This window comes from Ruegeria sp. HKCCSA071 (assembly GCF_017872555.1).
In the GTDB taxonomy this organism is placed as follows: Bacteria; Pseudomonadota; Alphaproteobacteria; order Rhodobacterales; family Rhodobacteraceae; genus Ruegeria.
Window position 1 is genome coordinate 1,082,251 of record NZ_JAEDOX010000001.1, and the last position, 22,484, is coordinate 1,104,734.

Annotated in this window: 20 protein-coding genes and 1 pseudogene; 7 read left to right on the top strand and 14 right to left on the bottom strand. The window is 54.1% G+C overall.

What is annotated here, in order from left to right:
- Positions 1-73: 73 nt before the first annotated feature.
- Together I9188_RS05370 and I9188_RS05375 are read left to right on the top strand one after the other, a co-directional pair.
- The gene (locus I9188_RS05370) at positions 74-886 is read left to right on the top strand and encodes an SDR family oxidoreductase (RefSeq protein ID WP_209504382.1); all 813 of its coding nucleotides are present in this window, start codon (positions 74-76) and stop codon (positions 884-886) included.
- Positions 887-922: 36 nt separating this feature from the next.
- A complete protein-coding gene (locus I9188_RS05375; protein ID WP_209504383.1) occupies positions 923-1,765 on the top strand; it encodes an SDR family NAD(P)-dependent oxidoreductase in 843 nt (280 codons plus the stop codon).
- Positions 1,766-2,312: 547 nt separating this feature from the next.
- Here the strand turns inward: I9188_RS05375 and I9188_RS05385 are convergent.
- A complete protein-coding gene (locus tag I9188_RS05385; RefSeq protein ID WP_209504385.1) occupies positions 2,313-2,558 on the bottom strand; it encodes a type II toxin-antitoxin system ParD family antitoxin in 246 nt (81 codons plus the stop codon).
- 378 nt (positions 2,559-2,936) lie between these two features.
- Here I9188_RS05385 and I9188_RS05390 point away from each other — a divergent pair, with 378 nt between their 5' ends.
- On the top strand, positions 2,937-4,133 hold the full coding sequence (locus I9188_RS05390) for an adenylate/guanylate cyclase domain-containing protein (RefSeq protein ID WP_209504386.1): 1,197 nt from the start codon (positions 2,937-2,939) through the stop codon (positions 4,131-4,133).
- Between the two features lie 74 nt (positions 4,134-4,207).
- A complete protein-coding gene (locus I9188_RS05395; RefSeq protein WP_209504387.1) occupies positions 4,208-5,356 on the top strand; it encodes a hypothetical protein in 1,149 nt (382 codons plus the stop codon).
- A 223-nt stretch (positions 5,357-5,579) separates the two neighbouring features.
- On the opposite strand, the gene I9188_RS05400 is transcribed toward I9188_RS05395, so the two are convergent.
- Complete coding sequence (locus I9188_RS05400; protein ID WP_209504388.1) at positions 5,580-6,413, bottom strand: methyltransferase domain-containing protein; 834 nt, start codon at positions 6,411-6,413, stop codon at positions 5,580-5,582.
- Between the two features lie 311 nt (positions 6,414-6,724).
- On the opposite strand from I9188_RS05400, the gene I9188_RS05405 reads away from it, so the two are divergent.
- Positions 6,725-7,444 carry a sulfite exporter TauE/SafE family protein gene (locus I9188_RS05405; RefSeq protein ID WP_209504389.1) on the top strand — a complete coding sequence of 240 codons (720 nt, stop codon included), beginning with the start codon at positions 6,725-6,727 and terminating at the stop codon, positions 7,442-7,444.
- A gap of 396 nt (positions 7,445-7,840) precedes the next feature.
- Here the strand turns inward: I9188_RS05405 and trpS are convergent, their stop codons facing one another.
- Both trpS and I9188_RS05415 read right to left on the bottom strand, forming a co-directional pair.
- Positions 7,841-8,851 carry a tryptophan--tRNA ligase gene (gene trpS / locus I9188_RS05410; protein WP_209504390.1) on the bottom strand — a complete coding sequence of 337 codons (1,011 nt, stop codon included), beginning with the start codon at positions 8,849-8,851 and terminating at the stop codon, positions 7,841-7,843.
- Between the two features lie 475 nt (positions 8,852-9,326).
- Positions 9,327-9,590 (bottom strand): DUF4242 domain-containing protein, encoded by a 264-nt coding sequence (locus tag I9188_RS05415; protein WP_209504391.1) that lies wholly within the window; start codon positions 9,588-9,590, stop codon positions 9,327-9,329.
- Positions 9,591-9,753: 163 nt separating this feature from the next.
- On the opposite strand from I9188_RS05415, the gene I9188_RS05420 reads away from it, so the two are divergent.
- Positions 9,754-10,632: a LysR family transcriptional regulator gene (locus I9188_RS05420; protein WP_209504392.1), complete on the top strand. Its 879-nt coding sequence runs from the start codon at positions 9,754-9,756 to the stop codon at positions 10,630-10,632.
- Positions 10,633-10,796: 164 nt separating this feature from the next.
- Here the strand turns inward: I9188_RS05420 and I9188_RS05425 are convergent, their stop codons facing one another.
- From I9188_RS05425 to I9188_RS05470, 10 genes are all read right to left on the bottom strand, one after another.
- The gene (locus tag I9188_RS05425) at positions 10,797-11,951 is read right to left on the bottom strand and encodes a Gfo/Idh/MocA family oxidoreductase (protein WP_209504393.1); all 1,155 of its coding nucleotides are present in this window, start codon (positions 11,949-11,951) and stop codon (positions 10,797-10,799) included.
- A complete protein-coding gene (locus I9188_RS05430; RefSeq protein ID WP_209504394.1) occupies positions 11,951-13,006 on the bottom strand; it encodes a sugar phosphate isomerase/epimerase in 1,056 nt (351 codons plus the stop codon). Before I9188_RS05430 ends, I9188_RS05425 begins: the two co-directional genes overlap by 1 nt.
- A gap of 27 nt (positions 13,007-13,033) precedes the next feature.
- Positions 13,034-14,092, bottom strand: coding sequence for a LacI family DNA-binding transcriptional regulator (locus I9188_RS05435; RefSeq protein WP_209504395.1), 1,059 nt, complete (start codon positions 14,090-14,092; stop codon positions 13,034-13,036).
- A gap of 7 nt (positions 14,093-14,099) precedes the next feature.
- Positions 14,100-15,722 (bottom strand): dihydroxyacetone kinase subunit DhaK, encoded by a 1,623-nt coding sequence (locus tag I9188_RS05440; protein ID WP_209504396.1) that lies wholly within the window; start codon positions 15,720-15,722, stop codon positions 14,100-14,102.
- Positions 15,723-15,733: 11 nt separating this feature from the next.
- Positions 15,734-16,726 carry an ABC transporter ATP-binding protein gene (locus tag I9188_RS05445; RefSeq protein ID WP_209504397.1) on the bottom strand — a complete coding sequence of 331 codons (993 nt, stop codon included), beginning with the start codon at positions 16,724-16,726 and terminating at the stop codon, positions 15,734-15,736.
- Positions 16,719-17,816, bottom strand: a complete 1,098-nt coding sequence (locus I9188_RS05450) for an ABC transporter ATP-binding protein (protein WP_209504398.1) — start codon at positions 17,814-17,816, stop codon at positions 16,719-16,721. The genes I9188_RS05445 and I9188_RS05450 overlap by 8 nt, the downstream gene beginning before the upstream one ends.
- 2 nt (positions 17,817-17,818) lie before the next feature.
- On the bottom strand, positions 17,819-18,007 hold the full coding sequence (locus I9188_RS05455; RefSeq protein ID WP_209504399.1) for a hypothetical protein: 189 nt from the start codon (positions 18,005-18,007) through the stop codon (positions 17,819-17,821).
- Positions 18,004-18,942, bottom strand: coding sequence for a carbohydrate ABC transporter permease (locus tag I9188_RS05460; RefSeq protein ID WP_010442361.1), 939 nt, complete (start codon positions 18,940-18,942; stop codon positions 18,004-18,006). The genes I9188_RS05455 and I9188_RS05460 overlap by 4 nt, the downstream gene beginning before the upstream one ends.
- Complete coding sequence (locus I9188_RS05465) at positions 18,939-19,886, bottom strand: sugar ABC transporter permease (RefSeq protein WP_170332156.1); 948 nt, start codon at positions 19,884-19,886, stop codon at positions 18,939-18,941. Before I9188_RS05465 ends, I9188_RS05460 begins: the two co-directional genes overlap by 4 nt.
- Before the next feature lie 79 nt (positions 19,887-19,965).
- On the bottom strand, positions 19,966-21,285 hold the full coding sequence (locus tag I9188_RS05470) for an extracellular solute-binding protein (protein WP_209504400.1): 1,320 nt from the start codon (positions 21,283-21,285) through the stop codon (positions 19,966-19,968).
- A 219-nt stretch (positions 21,286-21,504) separates the two neighbouring features.
- Here I9188_RS05470 and I9188_RS05475 point away from each other — a divergent pair.
- A pseudogene (locus I9188_RS05475) lies at positions 21,505-22,440 on the top strand (IS5 family transposase).
- The last annotated feature ends 44 nt before the right edge of the window (positions 22,441-22,484 follow it).

Consider the following 22,484-nt stretch of genomic DNA (forward strand, 5'->3'; position numbering starts at 1 on the left):
ATTTTGGAGTATAGAAAAAGAGTCACGCAGATTTCTTGAGTATTGTGCTTATAGGCACCAGGGGATCGATGATATGAAGACCATTCTAATTACCGGCGCGTCGTCCGGTATCGGCGCGGCAACGGCCGGGTATTTTCAGGCCAGGGGATGGAACGTCGTTGCCACGATGCGGACCCCTGCCAGCGGCTTGGATCTTGCCAATTTTGAGAACGTCCACCTGGCGCGGCTGGACGTGACGGATGCCAAATCAATCGCGACGGCCGTGGCAGAGGGCATCGATCGCTTTGGACAGATCGACGTTTTGCTGAACAATGCAGGCTATGGGGCCTATGGCGCGCTCGAAGCCTTTACGATGGACCGCATCCGACGCCAGTTCGACACCAACGTTATCGGCTTGATAGAGGTGACCAAAGCGGTGCTTCCGCACTTTCGTCAAAACCGTTCCGGCACGGTGATCAATATCTCGTCCATCGGTGGGCAGATCACCTTCCCACTGGGCGCGCTTTATCACGGCACCAAGTTTGCGGTGGAAGGTCTGTCCGAAGCCCTGCACTACGAGTTGGAACCGTTGGGCATACGGGTGCGTATTGTTCAGCCTGGCATGATCCAGACGAATTTCGGCGGCAGCTCGTTCGATTTTGCGATGGATGAAAATCTGTCAGGCTACACGCCGATGGCCGAAGCTATGGGGCGCCTGTTCGGCAGACTCGCATCGAACCCTTCTGCGCCAGAGACGGTTGCTGAGGTGATTTGGGACGCGGCCAACGATAGCAGCGACCGTTTACGGTATCGCGCAGGACCTGATGCCGAGGCTTTGCTGGATGCCCGCAAACAACAGGACGATGCGGCGTTCATCGGGGGCATTAAACAAAAGATGGCGCCCTGAAACACGACGTGACCCGTCATCATGAGAGGAAAAAACATGTACCAAAAAGCAGTCGAAAAAGGCGGCCTGGCCGTTGTCACCGGGGCGGCAAGCGGCGTGGGTCTCGCTGCGGCCAAACGGTTCCTGCAGGCGGGTCTGGGTGTTGTGCTGGTCGATCTTCCGGGAGAGGCGCTGGACAAGGCCGAGGCGGATTTGATCGAACTGGCGGATACGTCCCAGACGGTTCGGGCGATCCCCGCGGACGTGACCAACGCCGCAGCCATGACGGATCTCGCCGATCAGGTCTTTGAACTCGGAGAGGTGGCTGTTTTGATGAACAATGCCGGGATTGCGCTGCCGACCGGCAGTTGGGAAAACAGTGAGAACTGGCGGAAACTGATAGAGGTCAATCTGTTTGGCGTCGTGAACGGAGTGCACGCCTTCCTGCCGCGGATGATCGCCGCAGCACGCCCTGCCGTGGTTATCAACACAGGCTCGAAACAGGGGATCACCACGCCACCCGGTAACGCCGCCTATAACACCAGCAAGGCCGCTGTGAAGGTCATGACCGAGATGCTGGCCCACGAGCTGCGCGAGGCGGGTGCCGAAATCAGCGTCCATTTGTTTGTGCCCGGCTTTACCTATACGGGCATGATCCAGAAGTTCATGCCCGAAAAGCCCGCGGCGGCATGGTCAAGCGTCGAGGCCATCGACTATCTGCTGAAGCGCATGTCGAACGGAGATTTCTATATTCTCTGCCCCGACAACGATGTCTCAGAAGCCCGCGACAGGAAACGCGTCGAATGGGCCCTGGGTGATATTGTCCATAACCGGCCCGCGCTGTCGCGCTGGCATCCTGACTATGCGGATGCCTTTGCCACCCACGAGGTCTCGGAATAGCCGCTCCAAAAGTGCGGCCGTAAATGGAGCCAACGAAACTGCTATCCAAATCACAGGGCTTACACCTCGTCGAAATACCTAGCAAACATTCGTACGAAGCGCGGCATCTGAGACTTTGGGCTCAATGTCGTCGTTCTCGGCTTCGCAGCATTAAATTGGCCATAGTCAAATCCGGCCTTCACTCCGGCTCGAAGGATACCTTGGACAATGCGATCAAATGCTGTGTGTGCAGCCCGCATTTCTGCCATTCGCCGAGACTACAAGTGCTGTTCCATATCCATACTTTGATGCAGTATTCTGATGATCGCGATCAACTCGCCTCGAATTTGATAGTAAATCGCATGCCTACCGATCAATGTCTTGAGATATCCCTCGCGGACTAAAGATGGTCTGCCCGCCTTCTTCCCCGCCGCGATATCTTCAAACGCGTCGATGATGTCGTTGGAATACACCTCGGCTCGTTCGCGTGACCATTCTTGCGCCGTGTAAATTCAAATCCCTTCGAGATCAGCTTCCGCCATCGGTGAAAGCACATATTTTTGAGATATCAGGTGCTGTTCTTCTGGCGCATGCGTTCCTGAAACGCCTCGCGGTCAAAGGCACGTGGTTCACCCGAGTTTTCACCAACGATCAATGCGTCCTTCAGCGCCTGGATTCTGGCTTCATGCTCCTCGAGAAGCCTTAGGCCTGCCCGTACGACATCGCTTGCCGAGCCGTAGCGTCCGTTGCTGACCTGAGTGTCGATGAAACCGGCAAAATGGTCCCCAAGGGACATCGAAGTGTTCTTTGCCATGTTTGCCTCCTAGATATCACATATACCAATATTCGGTATTTTTTTAATATCCCCGGATACGTGGTACAGTGGCACGTCATCGAACTGACGATGGGGAGGCATGCGGCGGATCGGAGGATCGGTCAAGCGCTGCGGCATAGCTTCACCAGACCAGACTTTCGCTGCAGTGGCAAAATTGAGCGTACGGCGAGCTGGTGGTCTGCGGATGTAGCTGGCACTCACCTCGAAGCAAATAAGCTACACGAACGCCTGATCATTGGAAAACCGCGGGAGTTGGAAATGAGAAAGCGCTAGATTTTCGATTTGGTCTCGGTATTTTTTGGTAAGCGTTAGTCGCGAACGTAACGCTCTTACCATTGCATCAGAAGATGATGAATTTTGCCGCAAGATAACGAAACGCAAGCGAGTTCTAACAAGATTGCAAGACGTCTTGCAGCGATACTGGCTGCCGACGTTGCCGGATATAGTCGTCTTACCAGCATCGATGAAGAAGGCACTGCTAAAATGCTCTTAGAGCATCGATCAGTGACTGATGCGCTTATTGAGAATTTTGGTGGTCGGATTGCCAACACCGCAGGTGACAGCATTATTGCTGAATTTGCGAGCTCTGTCGAAGCGGTGCGATGTGCCGTTGAAATTCAGGAAGCAATACGGACACGCAACCTCTCGGTTCCGTCGTCTTCTCAAGTTCAGTTTCGCATCGGGATAAATGTCGGAGACGTGATCCTTCAAGATGGTGATCTTTTAGGTGACAGCGTAAATGTGGCCGCTCGACTAGAAAGCCTCGCTGAACCTGGTGGAATCTGCTTGTCTGGCGAGGTACACGACCAGATACAAGGCAAGCTATCCCTTGGATTCCGTGCCATGGGAACCAAGCGATTAAGGAACATTGATCGTCCGGTGCGCGCTTACAACGTTGAAGGCGTCCAAGATGTCAGTGTGCGTAAAGAAAATAAGCTGCGCATTCTGGCCGCGGGAGGTGCCTTTTTCGCTGCCGCCTGCTTGGGTCTTGTGTATGTTCTTACTGCTCGTGACAGCACTACAACGCTTTCTGGTGGATCGCCGCCGTGGACGTCTGAAAGCAACCTGGATGCACCTCCACTGCCTCAGATGTCTGACGTAGTTGCATCAGGCGAATGGAATGAACATTCCTATTATGCAATTTTGACATGGGGCAGTTCCTGGCAGTCAGCTGTTGCAGATGCCAAAGAGAGGGGTGGCTATTTAGCTTCCATTACATCCGAAGCTGAGAACAGTTTTGTTTTCGAACTCATTAAGAACGATGAGCGCTTGTGGGATATGCATCAGGATGGGCAAGCTTTCGGACCTTGGATCGGCACATATCAGGAGGAAGGTGCTATTGAGCCAGACGGTGGGTGGGCGCTGGTCAGCGGCGAACCGGTTACGTTTTCGAACTGGTCAGAAGGCCAGCCAAACAATCATGGCGGGAACTCGGACGTCGTTCGGTTCCACAATTACGTTCATCAGCCTTCACCGTATTGGGACGATGCAAACGGCACCGGATCATCACGAGGGTATATTTTAGAAGTTGAGCGCGTGGATAGTACTAACTGATAAAAGCGGGCCTTTGACGTTGTAAATATCAGTACATTCCAATTCTCTGAATACGGGGAACCTGAAGAAGCAAAATGCAAATATTCTTTAGACATTGGATCTTATCCGTTTTTTTAGTGTCGTCGATCATTGCGACGTCGGCAAGTGCGCAAAACGTGACGTTCCCAATGGACTTCTTTGCTGAACGCCTGCAAGGCTCTGCATGCTCGAAGTTTTTTTCTTCATCTCGCCTGAACAGTGACCTTAAGATGATTTCAGCACTAAGTTCAGCGAGCATGACGAGCACCAATTCTCTGAACGTCAACCACGATGCCTTCTCCAAAAGGTGGACAAAGCTCTTAGAAGTTTCATATGGCGCGGCGGCAAAAGGTGACGCCGCGGCCAGCAAAAAAATCTTGGGCACTCTGGTCAATCTTGGGAAAGCGAACGCCCTGCTGAATGCCCCATCATATAATAGCGCAAAGAAAGTGGAGTGCTGGAAAGGTGGCCGAAGCGACCAACCATGTCCACTGCATGTTGTGCAACACACTGGCTATACTGGCGTTGCAATGTTGTATTCGGCCATTGTGCTTGAGGAATACGCGACACCAGACCAGAAACGAATACTGGATACGTACTTTGACAAGATCTACAAGAAATTCCTTTCCCCACTGGCGTCAAACGGCGCGCAAAGTGACGGATTGTATGAATTTGGAGACTATGGTTTGGGCGTGCTTGCCTACGCTAGGTGGAAACGTGATGCATGGCTCGCCAAAAGCGAAATACGCAAGCGCCGCTCCTCTTTCATCAAAAAGATAGATGCCCAAGGCATGCTGAAAGAAAACTCATTTCGCGGCTACCGCGGCTATTGGTATCACACTCTGGGAGCAGAAAGCGCCTTTGGTTACGCGCTAGTTGCCAGAAGTTTCGGTACCGACTTTTTCAAGGACGCCAAACTTGGTCCAAGGCTTCAGAACCTTGCCAATCAAACGGTGATTGGTGGGCAGAGTTACTCTGATTTTCGCGAGCGCGCCCTGCAAAAATCTCCGAAAAATGCAATCAAGGACCCAAACGCAGAAATCCCCCACATGCATCAGTTCGCCGTTGGCTTACCGATCATCTTAAAACGGGAATATGGCTACGGTATAACAACAACGTCAGCTTACAGATCAAAGGGCCGTCTCGAAACGATCAGCAAAATAACAGGTTTCAACGCTGATTGTTACTACTCCAGTTTACGCTGAATTCGGCAGCGTATCTGTTGCAGCGTGGCACACTGAGAAAATCTAACGTTCTGCTTAGGGCTCTCTCGGAACCTTCGCTGCGCCAAGCTTGAATGGCCGCCCTTCGAGATAGGGGCCGTTCACCTGGTCGCGCGTGAATTGGCGGTGAGCGGACATTTCTGCCGCTCGTTGCAAGAGAATTAACGTCAGCTTTGAACAACGTCGCTGTACCAACCCGACGTTCCTAAACCGCTTTCGCCGCGGTTACCACCGCAGGTATTGGCACTTCCCATTCGGGACCTGAACCATGTCTTTCTAAGACTTGGGATACAACCGCCTTCCTGATCGCTACCGCATTGTCCGGCGGCTGAGGGCGCAATAATGCGCCGCCCCGTGCCGTGCCCTCTAAGAAGAAATCAAACGGTGCACCGGGGTCACTAACCACCCACTCCGAAGCGACTATAGATTGGTGAAAATTGGCGAATCCTGCTTTCAGAAGTGCTGGAAAGGCGTTTTCCGGATCAGCATAATCATTTGCTCCGGGTCCTGGCGGCAATACAATGTCCGGGGCTCCGTATTTGCCGATTGCACCGAAGACATATCCAAGTGCCGTATCCACTTCCGGACCACACCAAACCGAAAACGCAAGGCGTCCTCCTGGACGAAGCACGCGGCGGGCTTCAGTAAATACTCTCGGCGGATCAGGGACATGCGGTATTCCAAACCCAATTGTCACGATGTCAAAAGTGCCATCGTCGAAGTCCAACGCCATCGCGTCTCCTTCAACGAATTTGGCCTCCGGAACTGACGACCGGGCCATCTCCAGCATAGAAGACGAGAAATCCAGTCCCGTTACACTGGCACCAGCTTTGATGAGACCTTCGGTTACATTCCCGTGACCACAGCACAGGTCGAGTGCTTCGGTACCTGAACGGGCTTCAACCGCCTTTACCAAGGTGGGCACCACCATATCTGCAGCTTTCGCAAATACTTGCGCATAGGATTTCGCTACGTTTGTTTTAGCCCACTCGCGTTTCTCCAACGCAGCGAAGGTGTCGGATTGTTCAGATTCTCGCATCCCACTCTCCTGCAAATCTTTGATGTAGTGAACACTCTGAGTAGACTGATCGTCAACGAGTGTTCCCTGAAGACGACATTCGCCGCCACGCAGCATTCGTCAAAGTGGGCTCGCTCACGACCTTAGCTGCAAGGCGTTCGGATGGCTGCAGGGCGGGACAAGCGGATTTTGGTTGTTTGTGATTCAATGTCCGCTTCAAATGATCACGTGCGATTTCTATTGCTCCTGTAACCAAAACAGGACTCAGAAGAATCTCGTGCTTCCGTAGCTTCCGGCACCTAAGGTGATAGCCAAGCAGGGTCGGGAAGCGTATGGAAGTTCAACTTGATTTCATGGAACTGTACTTGGTGACACTGGTGATCCTTAACGGATCAGCAAGCCAGGCTGCCATTGGCATGGGACTGAACCTTATCGCGATCCTACTCCTTCTGCTCATCAACCCAATCTATGCACCAGGGCCGGTGCTAGTTGCATCTTTTGCGTTGTCGTTTCTCGCGCTTTGGCGCGTCCCCGCGAAGGTTGATCGAACCGAGCTGAAGTTTGCTCTGATCGGCTTGGCGACAGGAATTGCTCTAGCAGGACTTATTGCGGCGCTCATAGATAGTTCGAGCCTGACACGATTGCTAGGTGCGTTCTTGGTTTTGGGTGTCGGGCTTGCGCTTTCTGGATGGTCGGCGATTCTCAACCAACGAAACCTGATTGCTGCGGGAGGTGGGGCTGGTTTCCTTGGAACGATAGCCGGTGTCCACGCACCACCAATCGCCCTGCTGTATCAAGGTCAGGAACCGGATCGGGTAAGAGGCGCTATCCTCACGTTTGTCGGGATTGGCAACTTGTTCTCGATCATAGCCTTAGTGATCGTTGGTCGATTTGGCTCTAATCAGGCTCTGGCGACAATGCTGTTGATACCCGGCGTCCTATTGGGGCTTTGGCTTGCGCCAAGTCTTGTGCGACTGATCAATGTACGTTTTCTTCGGCTTTTTGTGTTGTCAATCTCTGCAATAAGCGGACTGTTGCTCGTTTTCGGATAGCCGACATTCGTGCATCATGCAGCATTTGGGAGGTATGGGCTTGTCTGTGTGAAAACTCTGACCGCTGGCAAAATACGCCGAAAACACCCTCTACGTACATTCTCTGGTGCTTCTCGGAGAGCTTTTGCACAGACACTTTAAACGAGCGCGACGAGAGAGCTTGTGGGCCGGAGTTTTCACACACTCTCGGCTCACTGCCGACTTTATGGCGACCGCAGCAAGCTCTGCTCCATGTTCAAACTACCTTCGAGGAGCGGCCCATTCCAGTCATTTTCCGAAGATCCACTCCTCTGCAGTGCGACCCGCTAGAACCGCCATTCGCTGAATTTGCATGAATTGATGAAGGGCGAAGGTCGGGAGCACGGGCGAAACGGACCTTCATCCGGTTCGCCCGCCTCAGGTTACCCACAACTGGAACAGACCCCAGGCACTAACCACATCGCGCCTTGTCGCCTCGGTGCGCTCTCGCGCCCGTTCCGTGCCCTCTTTGATTACCTCAAGGACGTATCCCCGGTCCTCGGAGAGCTGTGCCCTACGCTCGCGAATTGGGGCGATGAGCTCCTGAAGGATAGCTTCCAGACGCGCCTTGATTTTGCTATCGCCAAGCCCGCCTCTCTGATACTGAGCCTTGAGCTCGGCAAGCCCGTCCTGGTCCTGATCGAAGGCGTCGAGATAGGTAAAGACGACATTGCCCTCGATGCAGCCCGGGTCTTCGAGACGCAGGTGGTTCGGATCGGTGAACATCGCCTTGACAGCATTTCGGATCTCCTCGGACGACGCGGACAGCGCAATGGCGTTGCCACCGGATTTCGACATCTTGGTCTTGCCGTCGATACCGGGCAACCGGCCCGCCCTGGGGATGATCGCCCGCGCCTCGGGCAACACGGCGCGGCCTGAGGTTGCGTTGATGCGCCGCACGATCTCATTCGTTTGTTCGATCAGCGGGGCCTGATCCTCGCCGACCGGCACGACCGTCGCCTTGAAGGCTGTGATGTCCGCCGCCTGTGCCGCCGGATAACACAGAAATCCGGCGGGAATATCCCGTCCGAACCCGCGCACGCGAATTTCGTCCTTGATCGTCGGGTTCCGTTCCAGCCGCGCGACCGTGACGAAGTTCAGGTAGAGCATCGACAACTCGGCCAACGCCGGAAGATGCGATTGCAGGCAGATGGTGGTGCGACAGGGATCAATGCCCACGGCCAAATAGTCCAGCGCGACCTCCATCACGCTGCGCCGCACCTTCTCCGGGTCATGGGCGTTGTCGGTTAGGGCTTGAGTATCCGCCAGCAGCAGAAATTGTTCATGACTGCCCTGATAGCGCAGCCGGTTTGCAAGCGAGCCTGCATAGTGCCCGATGTGAAGCGGTCCTGTGGTGCGGTCACCTGTCAGAATGGTTGGTCTGTTCATTTGCGTCTTCTCATGAAACGGGATACGGAGCATCGGGAAGCTCGGAAAACAAAAGGCCGCCCATGCGGCGGCCTCGGAATACGTTTGGTCATCGGGCCACCCTGTCAGGAGGCCAGCCACCAAGTCATTGCGATGATCGAAGTGTTTACCATAGAACACTGGCTATCGTCTGCGAGATTACTCGTCAACCAAATGGTGGAAAGGGCTCGAGGCTGAACTCGGATGCGGTGCAGTACGTTCGCGATCGGGGTCGCTATGCGATGCAAGTACGGCCCTTTGCTGCCCTTGGCCGTCTGGTCTGGATGCTGCGCCGCTGCTCGCCAGACAGGCCATTCACCGCGCGTGCTAAATCTGGAGATGATTGAACTCACGTTCTGTGGACGAACCTGCATTTCTCTGCAAACTGTTCAACCATTGCTGAGGGCCCTAGAGCACGTACTCAGGGCCCAATCACAACTCCAAAGCTCAGAAGTCGTCACGGGGTAAGATCCATTGCCGCCACGACCTTGTCGTAAGGAAGTCCGGCGGTATCATTCAATCGACGAACTTGATCGGCACTTTCACCATCAAACAAGCACATGCAGCGCCCGTCTTCGGGAGCAAATGTTGAACGAACATAGCTGATTTTGTCGCCATCTGCTGTCATTTTCTGTGCTGTTGCTATCGCGGCTTTTTGAGCAGCACCCAAGTCATCCATGGTGATACCCTTGAGGTTTCTTTCGACCATAAAAACAGACATCTCGTTCCCTTTCCGAACAATCAAAACCAGTGCATCTATTACACTATGGAGCGTCGGCTCGGGGAACTATCGATACCTTATGACTTAATAACTCCAGGTTTGGATAAAACGGTGTATCCTGCGTTGTGATTGTCTTTCGCCATCAGTGACGAGGTGCCCCAATATGGAGATGTCTCAGATTAGATATGTCTTATCTGCCGCAAAGCATCTGAATTTCACCAAAGCTGCCGCAGAATGCAATGTAAGCCAACCAGCGCTTACCAAGGGCGTCAAGTCATTAGAGACCGAACTTGGCGCACAGGTTTTTCATCGGGAAGGCCGGAAAATTTTGGTCAGCGACTTTGGAAAGTCAATGCTGCCGCATCTACAGCACATCGTTGACGAAGCAGAAGCTACACAAGCGCTGGCTCAGAATTTTCGTTTGCTTGAAAAGGTGCCGTTGCGCTTAGGTGTCCTTTCAACAATTGGGCACGTTCGCCTTGCACGGTTTCTGGCTCAATTCGAGAAAAACCACAGCGGCTTGGAGTTGTCAGTCAATGAAGCAAGCGCGTCGGATCTCAAGAAAAAACTTTCTGATGGTGATATCGATGTCGCTTTGATGACGCTGACTGAAGAACTGGAAGAAGAGTTTAGGGCTAGACCACTTTACGTCGAAAGATATGTGGTTGTTTTTCCGCCGGAGCACCGCCTTGGACAACTAAACTCAATTTCGCTCCAAGATTTATCTCGAGAAAACTATGTAGATCGTTTGGCTTGCGAGTTGCGCGAGATGGTAATGTCCGTTTGTCAGTCAAAAGGAGTGGAACTTTACGCTCGCTTCCGTTCTGAGCGCGAAGATTGGGTACAAGCAATGGTTGCTGCAGGCATTGGTTTTGCTTTCATGCCTGAGTATTCGGTTACTCTGCCGGGCTTGTTGCAGCGCCCGCTTGTGGAGCCAGAAGTTTCAAGAACTATCGCGGCCTTTACAGTCCCTGGCCGAAAATACTCGCCGGCTCTCGATGCGCTGATGAGGTTTTCGCAGACTTTTGCATGGCCGGGATAAAAAACTTCGGTTTTGGGCCTGCTCTGAAACCCGATTTTCCTGCCGTTTGTAGTTAGAGTTTTTCGCTCGTATTTTCCTTTGGTCGTTCCAAGAGTTTGCGACACTTTCATTAAACGGCAAGTTAACGTGACAACCCCCGTCTGCCCTATGCCCACAACCAGATTCTAAGCTAAGTCGATCCAAGCCGCATTCCTTGAAGAGCTTTGCACGCACGCGGCCACAAATTTAACGCCATTGAGCCCGTCATAGACTGTTGGATAAACAACCGAAGCGTCAGGTGAAATACCATTTCGGAAAGCTTGGATCGCTTCAGCAGCCTCTCCATAGATATTCGCGAACCCCTCAAGATATCCCTCGGGATGTCCCGGAGGAACTCTACTCAACCGGTTGGCTGCATCAGCAGCACTAGCTCCATTTCGTGTGATTAGACGCTTTGGTTCGTTGTATGGCGTGAACCACAGGTAATTGGGATCTTCCTGAGCCCACTCCAACCCGCCTTTTTCGCCATAGACGCGCAAACGAAGTGCGTTTTCGTTGCCGGGAGCCACCTGAGAAGACCACAGCATACCGCGCGCTCCGCCTTTGAAGCGAAGTAAGACGTGGGCGTTGTCATCGACTTTGCGCCCCAGCACAAAGGCCTGCAAGTCTGCCGCAAGGCTTTCCGCTTTTAGCCCGGTCACGAAGCAGGCAAGGTTGTATGCATGAGTTCCGATGTCACCGGTTGATCCACCCGCGCCCGAGCGTTCGGGATCGGTTCGCCATTCCGCCTGTTTGAAATCCTGCTGCTCGGTCAGCCAATCCTGTGGGTATTCAACCTGAACCACGCGGATCTTGCCAATGTCGCCGTTGGCAACCATTTCACGCGCCTGCCGAACCATTGGATAGCCTGTGTAATTGTGGGTCAAAATGAATAGGGCATTCGCACTTTCTGTTGCTTTGACCAGCTTTTTCGCATCGGCAAGGGTCGAGGTGAGTGGCTTGTCACAAATTACATGAATACCGCGTTTCAGGAACTCACGTGCGGCTGCATAATGAACGTGATTTGGCGTGACAATTGAGACTGCCTCGATCCCAGATTTCAGTCGGGCTTCCCTAATCGCCATTTGTTTGAAGTCTTCATAGACCCGTTCGAGCCCCAATGCCTGACCACTTTCAAGAGATTTCTCTGGCGTCGAAGACAAAGCACCGGCAACCAGCTCGAACTTGTCGTCCAATCGCGCGGCGATGCGATGAACACCCCCTATGAAGGCGTCGTTTCCGCCGCCAACCATGCCAAGCCGAATGCGTCCTGAGGTTTCTTCACTGCGTCCTGTGACCATCACTCAATCCCCAGCATTTTACGATTGGCGGCTTCGTCAGCGCCACCGTCGGCGAAATCATCAAAGGCTTTCTCGGTCACACGGATGATGTGATCTGACACAAATTGAGCACCTTCACGCGCTCCATCCTCGGGGTGTTTGAGGCAGCATTCCCATTCGACCACAGCCCAGCCATCAAAGTCATTCGCGGCCATTTTTGAGAAAACTGCACCGAAATCCACCTGACCATCGCCCAGTGAGCGGAACCGCCCGGCCCGATCTACCCAGCTTTGATACCCGGAATAAACACCTTGCCGCCCGGTCGGGTTGAACTCGGCATCTTTGACATGGAACATCCGAATTCGATCTTTGTAGATGTCGATGTTGTCCAGATAGTCGAGGCATTGCAGCACGTAATGCGACGGGTCGTATAGCATGCAGGCCCGTGGGTGATTGCCTGTCCGCTCGAGAAACATCTCGTAGGTCACACCATCGTGGAGGTCCTCTCCGGGGTGAATTTCGTAGCAGACATCGACACCGCATTCATCGGCGTGATTCAGGATGGGCACCCAACGGCGCGCAAGCTCATCAAATGCCGTTTCAATCAAACCGGCAGGGCGCTGCGGCCAAGGATAGACATATGGCCATGCCAACGCGCCTGAGAATGTCGCATGTGCCGAAATGCCTAAATTTTTCGAAGCGGATAGCGCTTTGTTGACCTGGTCTACGGCCCATTCTTGACGGGCTTTAGGGTTTCCTCTGACGCTTTCCGCTGCAAAGCCATCAAACGCACTGTCATAGGCTGGGTGAACGGCAACAAGCTGACCCTGAAGATGCGTTGAAAGCTCGGTGACTTCGACGCCATTTTCTTGGGCCTTGCCTTTGAACTCATCGCAGTAACCGACGCTGGATGCGGCCTGTTCGAGGTCGAACAACCGGCCATCCCAACTGGGAACCTGAACGCCATTGTATCCACAGTCAGCCGCCCATTTAGTGATCGCGCCCCACGAATTGAACGGCGCTTCGTCCCCGGCAAATTGTGCAAGAAACAAAGCTGGACCTTTGATTGTCTTCATTGAATTTCCTCCCCAAAACCTGAGTCTCTATGGCGGTAAATTTTCCTTCAGATAGATGTCGATACGGATACGTTCCTGGGCTTTGTTGAATGGCACTTTGTCTGAAGTTGCACGCAGCAGACGGACGGCTGAACGAACAATGTGCCCAGTGTCTTGCGAGATAAGAGCGTCAAATGTACCGAGCGTAAGCGCCTCACGACTAAGCGGAGTAAGCTCATGAGCTATGATCACCAGATCTTTGCTGAGCTTGTTTTCTGAAAGAAATTGAATCAGTCCTGCATTGCCTGCTGCGGAGGAATAAATTCCAACCAGATCCGGGTAGGTTTCAAAGATCTCGGGCATCATCTTGTAAATCAGATCCGGGTCATCCCGGCCCTCGACAGACGCTACGACTTCGAGGTGTGGAAATTCCTCAGCTACAACTAGATCAAAGCCTTGACGGCGCTCTAGGTGGTCACGTGCCAAACGGGATCCTGTAAGTACCAAAACCTTGCCGTCACGATGCACAAATCGTCCCATCAGCTGAGCTGCGGTTCGCCCTGCCGAAACGTTATCAATTCCTACAAAGTGGTCTCGCTCAGAACTCGGCAAGTCAGACACCAACGCAACCACCGGAACGCCTTTGTCCCTGAGCCTTTTTACAGCATCACGAACAGAAGGCGTTTCGGGCCCAAAAACGGCAACGCCATCAACATCCGAACTGGCGACAGCATCCAAAATATTGACGATATCTTGCGGCTCAAACGGAGCTACCTTTTTTATCGCAATGCGAGTTCGCTCGATAAATTGGTCACGTGACTGTTCTGCGATCTGACTGCTGATTGCCTCCACAAACTCGTTGTCCGTGTCCGGCAGAACAAAGAGGAAGTTGTAAACTCGGTTTCGCGCAAGGTTGGCCGCAGCGGTGTCGCGCACATACCCCAGCTCGTCAATTGCCTTTTGTACTTTCTGTACGGTAACGGCCCGCACACCGGGGCGTCTGTTCAAGACCCGGTCAACAGTCGCCAGACTGACACCGGCGACGCGCGCGAGGTCGTTGACGGTTGGCTTTTTCACCAATTCTAGTTTTTGTTTTTGGTCTTCCACGTGTTCTTCAGCCCTCAATCTCCCGCGCCAAGCCTTCAAACAACAAAGCAACAGCCTCGGCACCGGGATCGTTATGTCCAACTAGGTTTTCTTCGGGAACATAGGCCGCGCGGCCTGCCTTCGCACGACGAATATTCGCGGTGTTGTTCGCGCCTTCGCGGGCAGCCTCGGCCGCATCGGTCAGTCCAGACGGGAGGGCGGCAAGTGCAGGTGCCAGAGCGTCAATCATTGTCCGGTCACCGACCTTGGCACCCCCAACCTGGCTCACGCGATTCAGGCCTTCGACCAGAGACTTCGATACCGAAGCCCCGCTTGCACAGGCATCTCCGGCTGCATTGAAGAAGATTGCGAGTATCACACCGGACGACCCGCCCATTGTCTGGCTTAACTCATTGCCCAACGCCGGAAACAGTTGCGTCAGATCAGCAAGAGGCATGCGGTCAAGGCTACCTTGCAATGCTCTTGCGGCGGTGGCCAGTGTGCTTCCTGTATCGCCATCTCCGGACTTCGCGTCCAGCTCGTTCAGAGACTTCTCTGCGTTGATGAGCAGCTCAGATAAGCGGGTGATCGTTTCCCTCGTGGTGGGATTGTTCGAAGGGATTGGATCGATTGGTGTCAGGCCATCAGGCAACGGGGCTACTTTGATCGGGTCGATGGAATTGACGCCGGGCCATGCGGCCAGATCAACAGGTGCTTCAAGAGCTGACAATTCGTCCTGATCCACAGGCAGAATGGATACCGAAAACCCGTGCATATCCAGCGACGTCATCATCGGTGCCGGGCCAATGATATGGTGGGCAATACCAGTTTCGGACAACGCATGCGTGAGGACAGCCATTTCCAGAGGAGTTGTAGAGCCCAGGTTGTTGACCAACGCTACACAATGCCCGGCACCCACCCTTTGCTTCAGCTTCTCCACCACCGTGGACATGGCCGATACAGCATTTGAAAATTCGACTTGTTGTACACCGGGCTCGCCGTGGATGCCCAAGCCGAGTTCCGCTTTGCCAGGGGCAATCCGGTCTTCTTTTGGAGAGCCCGGAACAGTGCAGGTGTCCAAGCTCATTCCGATGCTGACAACCTTTGCTATGGTACTTCTTGCTGCTTTGGTAACGGTGTCCAGATCGGCACCCCCTTCAGCAAGCGCTCCGGCAATTTTGTGCACCAATAACGTACCTGCCACGCCACGTGGTTGCGGAAGGTCGGGCAAGGCGATGTCATCATCAACTACGACCATCTCTACTTTGCGGCCCAATGCACGGGCGCGTTCAGCCGCCAGTCCAAAATTCAATCGATCACCGGTGTAATTTTTGACGATAAGCAGGCACCCGGCCTCACCCGTGACCGCAAGAATGCCCGCCAGAACTGCCTCGACCGAGGGTGAGGCGAAAACTTCGCCGCAGACCGCGGCTGTCAACATACCGGCGCCAACGAAACCTGCATGGGCGGGCTCGTGACCAGACCCTCCGCCAGAAACCAAGGCGACTTTCGACTTGTCCCAATCCGACCGGTAGACAACCTTGATATGCGGGTATCCGTCCAGCCGTGTAAGCTGCCCGCCTGAGGAAGCCAAAAGGCCATCTATCGCCTCGGTTACCAGGGTTTCTTTTGTGTTGAGGAACTGGGCCATGCTTTTGCTCCTTAATTCACGCGCGCGCCAGACGCGTCAAAATACAACGGGTTATGGGGGCGAATTTTTATAATTTTTCCAGAGGGGTAATCCTGATGAACATCAATCAGGGTGACAACCGGGTGGCCATTCAGGTCCAGGTGCAGCCGTGTTTGGTCGCCCAGATGTTCGGCACGTATGACACGCGCTTCACTGCCCTCGCCTTCAATGATGTTTTCCGGGCGAAGACCAATCTGTGGTCCTTTGTGATCGCCTCCGAACAACTCGGACGGCAGGATGTTGATTCGCGGCAGACCCAACCTGCTGGCAACGTAAACACTGCCCGGGTTTTCGTAGATATCCCGGGGTGTCCCGTATTGAACCAACCGGCCGTTCTCTAAAACGCCGATATGCGTAGCCATTGTCATGGCTTCGACCTGATCGTGGGTCACGTAAAGCAAGGTTGATCCCAGATCGGCCTGAATCCTTTTCAGTTCGACCCGCAAATCCGCCCGAAGCTTGGCGTCCAAAGAGCTGAGCGGTTCGTCCATCAGGAAAATCTGGGGATCGCGCACCAGTGCCCGTCCAATTGAAACGCGCTGCATTTCGCCGCCAGACAGTTCAGTGGCTTTGTTGTCCAGCTTGTGCGGGATCTGCAGGATCTCCGAGACTTCGTTGACCTTCCTGGCGATCTCATCCTCTGGCGTCTTCAGGATCGGTGACCTCAGAGGGAAGGACAGGTTCTCACGCACCGTCATATGGGGGTACAGCGAGTATTGCTGGAAGACCATCGCCACATCACGCTGGGCAGGTGTATCTATCCCAACGTCACGCCCGGCAATGCGCACCGTTCCGGAATCCAGTTTCTCAAGCCCGGATATCAATCTCAGCGTCGTTGTTTTTCCCGCGCCCGTCGGACCCAACAAAACCACAAAGGCACCGTTGGGGATCGTCATTGAGATATCATCCACCGCTTTGATTTCGCCGAATGACTTCGAAATGTTTTCCAGAACGACTTCAGCCATTGCTTAGTACCTCGTCGTTCAGAGCGGACCTCAACGCGCGTCCGGTAGAATTTTCGAAAAGGGTCACTGCGGATGAGCGGAACTTCAAGCCAACCGTCTCGCCGGGGTTAAGGGTTTCGCGCGCATCAATGCGGGCTTTCAGCTCTCCGTTCGGGCTTTGCAGCGTCACGATCTGGGTGGTTCCAAGATATTCTGCGGCCAGGACCTTGGCTCGGTAGGCGCTGGCATCCGACAGAAAAACATGCTCAGGGCGAACACCGAAAACCAAGTCACCTTCCGCCCCTTCCAACAGTGTGGGTACGGCTTCGTCGTGACCATTCAGTCGCACCGTTTCCGAGCCATGCGCGACCTTTCCCTGAAACGGCAGGAAGTTCATCGAAGGAGACCCGATAAAATCTGCAACGAACATCGTAGCTGGTTTGTCGTAGATTTCCTGAGGTGTGCCGAATTGCTCGATCACAGCGTTGTTCATCACCACGATCTTGTCCCCCATTTGCATGGCTTCTAGCTGATCATGTGTGACGTAAACAGTGGTCGCCCCCATGCGATCATGAAGCGCGCGCAGTTCTTCGGCCATGTGCTCACGAAATTCGGCATCCAGGGCACCAAGAGGTTCGTCCATCATGAACGCCTTGGGTTCGCGAACAATCGCGCGTCCAAGCGCCACGCGCTGCCTATCGCCGCCTGACAACCCACCTACCGGGCTATCGAGGATGTCCTTGATCCCCAGAATTCCCGCGACTTCTTCTACTTTGGCTTTGACAGCAGCACGCGGCATGCCCTGCGATATCAGGGGGTAGCTGATATTTTTTCGCACGTTCATGTGCGGATACAGCGCAAACATCTGGAACACGAAGGCAATGTCTCGCTCCGATGGGGGGCGCTGGCTGATCTCCTCGCCGTCCAGGTAGATTTCACCCGACGTCGGAAGTTCCAAGCCTGCGATCATCCGCAGCGTCGTCGTCTTTCCGCAGCCGGATGGCCCTAGCAACATGAAGAACTCACCGTCCTCAATCGTGAACGAGCTTTCGCGGACAGCCGTGAAATCGCCGAACATCTTCTTTACGTTTTTAACTACGATCTGGGCCATTTCTACTCCGGGAAATGGCTGACGATGATGAACATGACGGTTCCGATCAGCGTGACGATGAAAGAATATGTGAAGGCCCAAAGGACAAAGGGCTGCATAAGCATGAAGACACCCAGAGCGATGAGGATGGTCGCGATCATCTCCCATGGGCCCCGGCGAAAACGCATCAATCCAGTAAGAAACTCGCTCATTTGCGCACGGCTCCGAATGTGATCCCACGCAGCAGGTGTTTGCGCATCAGGATGGTGAAAATCATGACAGGGATCAGGAAGATCGTGGCACCTGCCGCCACTGCAGGCCAGTCCAGGCCGCCAATACCGATAATGGTTGGGATGAACGGTGGTGCAGTCTGCGCGTTCGCGGATGTCAGCAGCACGGCAAACGCGTACTCATTCCAGGCGAAGATCAGGCAAAAGATAGCTGTTGAGGCTATGCCGGTCGCGGCTTGCGGCAGCACCACTTTGTAAAACGCCTGAAACCTCGTGTAGCCATCTATGAGCGCGGCTTCTTCGTACTCTCTTGGGATTTCGTCGATGAAGCCTTTTAGCAACCAGACCGCCAAGGAAATATTCACGCCCGTATACAGCAGGATCATCCCCAGATGCGTGTCGCTTAATCCAAGGTTTCTGAACATCAGGAAGATTGGGATGGCGACAGCGACCGGTGGCATCATCCTTGTACTCAGGATAAAGAACAAAAGGTCGTCCTTGAGCGGGACCTTGAACCTGCTGAACGCATAGGCGGCCAGCGTACCAAGGAAGATACTCAAGAACGTCGAGCCAAATCCGATGATAACCGAATTCATAAAGCGCTCGCCAAACTTTGATGGCCCGACAATCACCATGTCGTATTGGCGGACGATCTCATCGGCCCAGTTCTGCGGCGGGTTCGCTTCCAAAAACTCCTGCGTCTGCCGCGTGCGCGTGGTGAAGAGATTTACATACCCTTCAAGCGTTGGGTCAAAGACCACTTTGGGTGGGTAGCTGATCGCATCGGCTGGAGACTTGAAACCTGTCAGTAAAATCCAAACCAGCGGGATCATTGTGATCAGCGCATAAGTGATGACCAGAAAACCGGCGATCCACTTGGAACGGTTCGAAGGTTCGGTTACGGAAAAACTGCTCATCTCTGTTTCACCTTGTTCAAGGCTTTGACGTAGATCGACGCGAGGCCGAACACGGTGACGAAAAGGATGATCGCATAGGCCGAGGCGTAGCCCGTACGCCACTTCTCAAACGCCTCCCGCTTGAGATTGATTGAGGTGAGTTCCGTTACAGAACCGGGCCCTCCGCCGGTTAGCTGAACCACCAGGTCGAACATCTTGAAGTTCTCGATCCCTCGAAACAGCACGGCAAGCATCAGGAACGGCAGGACCATCGGGATGGTGATCGTAAAGAACTGCCGCAGCTTGCTGGCCCTGTCGATCTCAGCCGCCTCGTAGATGTAATCGGGAATGCTGCGCAGCCCGGCCAGACAGATTAGCATCACGAAGGGGGTCCACATCCAGGTGTCGACAATCACGATCGCCCAAGGGGCCAAAGTAACGGATCCCAGCATTTCAAAGCTCGATGGGTCTTTGCCTGTGAACCATGACACGATGTAGTTAAACAGCCCGATTTGAGGTTGATACAGGAACTTCCAGAAGTTCCCGACGACTGCAGGAGACAGCATCATCGGCAGCACGATGATCGTGGTCCAAAGATCGTTGCCCTTGAATTTCTTGTTGATCAACCAGGCCAAAGTAAACCCGATCAAGACCTGGAAAAAGATCGTCCAGAACAGGAAGTGCGCCGTCGCCTGCATATTTAGCCAGGTGTCCGAGTCTGTCAGAATACGCTCGTAATTCCTGAGCCCGACATCTTTGACTTCGCGCCCGATCCGGTTGGCCTTGTAGTTGGTAAAGCTCAGTTGGATGGTCCAGATCAACGGAAAGATGTTGATCGCCAGCAATAGAAAAATCGTCGGGGAGATGAATATCCAGGCGATCGCGCGGTCGGATAACCCTCGGATTTTTCGCGCAACTCGCTCGGGCGTTGCCTGGGCAACGCGATCTACGGTCCGGTCAGACATCTCTTTGCCAGTTCTTGTTGGTTTAGGACTCACGGGTGAAGGTGGAGCGGGATTGCGCCCGCTCCTGCCTGTGTCCGGACTACAGCTTGCCTTCGTCTTCGAAGACTTCAGTCCAATCTTCGATCAAAAGATTAAGAGCTTCTTGAGCTGTACCTTGATCAGCAACGACGTAGTCGTGGATGCGTTTCTGCATGGCCAGCAGGAGTTCTGCATAGGCAGGCTCTTGCCAGAAATCCTGAACCCCAGCCATTGCTTCCAGGAAGTCACCGGCAAACGGTTGGCTGTCCACGAAACCAGGATCTTCCAGCACTGAGTTATGCGCCGAGTAGCCGCCTAGCTCCCACCACTTGGCCTGCACTTCAGGCTGTGCGAACCACTTGATGTACTCAAGTGCAGCGTCCTGTTTGTCAGAGTAGCTGACAACAGAGATACCTTGTCCGCCCAGCGTCGAACCTGCCTGATTTTGCGGTGGGTTCACAAAGAAGTCGATCTTGTCACCGCCGGTATTGGGGTCAGCATAGAGACCTGGGAAGAACGCAAACCAGTTCATGGCCATGGCGACCTGACCGGACTTGAAGGCGTCCAAGCTCTCACCCATGTAAGAGTTGGTATATCCCGGAGGCGTCGCCGTTTCGTAGAATTCCTTATAGAATTCCAGCGCCTCTACCGCTTCGGGTGAGTTTACGGCGCCTTCCATGTCATATGAGCCCGGGGTGTTTTCGTATTTAAAGCCCCAAGGATACAGTGCTCCGGTCACACCCATGGTGATCCCTTCCGAGCCGCGCTCGGTAAAGATAGCTGCGCCGTAGACTGTCTTGCCGTCGATCTCACGACCCTGAAAGAACTGGGCGATCTGTAATAGTTCTTTCTGAGATTCAGGCTCACGTAAATCCTGACCAGTTGCTTCTTTGTATGCGGCTTGGATTTCAGGATTTTCGAACCAGTCCTTGCGATAGAACCAGCCATTCGCATCGCCCATCGCAGGCAGGGCATAGTAATTGGGTGTGCCCTTGGGCCAAGTTGAATAGGCGTAGACAGTGGCCGGCGCGAAATCGTCCATGCTGATGCCTTCAGCATCGAAGAAGTCGTTCAGTTTGACATAGTGGCCATTTTCAGCGCCACCGCCGATCCATTGGCTGTCACCAATAAGCAGATCGCAGAGCTTACCACCGGAATTCAGCTCATTCAGCATCCGGTCCGCAAAATTTGGCCAGGGAACAAATTCGAAGTTCATCGTGTGGCCGGATTCTGCTTCGAATTCTTTTGATAGTTCGACAAGCGCGTTGGCCGGGTCCCATGCAGCCCAACATAGCGTCAGATCTTCAGCATTTGCCTTGGTAGAAAGAGTAGTAGCGGCAAGGACTATTGCGCTGGCCGAGGCCAGTTTTGTGTAAGTCATCCATTCCTCCCTTTTTGCGCCGTCAATCGAGGATGTGCGAATCGCGGCATACTTCCAAGGCTATTTGAGGTACGCACCTCATGTCCAGATTTTTTTGAGGTTCGTACCTCAAACTGTCAGAAGAGGCCGTCAGATATTCTTTTAGCTGTTGATTGGCTTTGTTGCGCAAAGGTTGGGTGAGGGATTCATCTCGTGAATCCAGCGTGGTAGCTGGACTGCATGAGCAGACCTATCCCGCCGAGCTACAAGACCAAGAACTGGCCAGCCTACAATGAAGCCCTCAAGCGACGTGGCTCCCTGGCGATCTGATTTGATCCGGACATGGTTTGGGTACCACCGCCGACCGGTAAGCAAGGCCGGCAGCCGCAGTATAGCGGCGCTGCGATTCAGACATGCCTGACGACGATGAAGGTCCTCTTCGGCATGGCCCTCAGGCAGACCACGGACTTCGTGGAGAGCCTGCTGCGCCTGGTCGGCCTCGACTGGTCGGTGCCGGATTTCAGCACGCTGAGCAGGCGCCAGAAGACCCTGGCGGTTTCCATACCCTATCGCGGCTAGCAAGGTTCCCTGAACCTTCTGATCGACAGCGCCGGCTTCAAGGCGGAGGGCCAAGGCGAATGGCATGCCCGCAAGCATGGCCGCGCGAAACGCCGTCTCTGGCGCAAGATCCACATCGGCGTTGACGAACAGACGCTGGAGATCCGCGCCATCGAAATCACCGGTAACAACATCGGTGATGCGCCCATGCTGCCTGAACTACTCAGCCAGATCCCGGTCGATGTCGAGATCGCCTCGGTCACCGCAGACGGGGCGTATGACACGCGCAAATGCCACGATGCCATCGCAAACCGGGGTGCCCACGCCGTTATCCCGCCGCGCAAGAACGCAAAACCGCGAAAGCCATCGACAGCAGGCGCTATCGCCCGTAACGAGGCGCTGTGCGCCTCGAAATACCTTGGCCGTGCCATCCGGCGAAATTGGAGCGGATACCACCGCCGCAGTCGCGCCGAAACGAAGATGCACTGCGTGAAGCTGTTGGGGCAGAGCCTCATGGCGCGCGACTTCGAGCGTCCAGTCGCCGAACTCCCAATCCGTGCAGCCGTCCTGAACAGCTACACCGCGCTCGGCATACCGGTCACAGAGCCCACAGGATAAGTACGTCCGGGGAAAAGGGAAGTCCGGGCTTCAGGCTCTTCGCG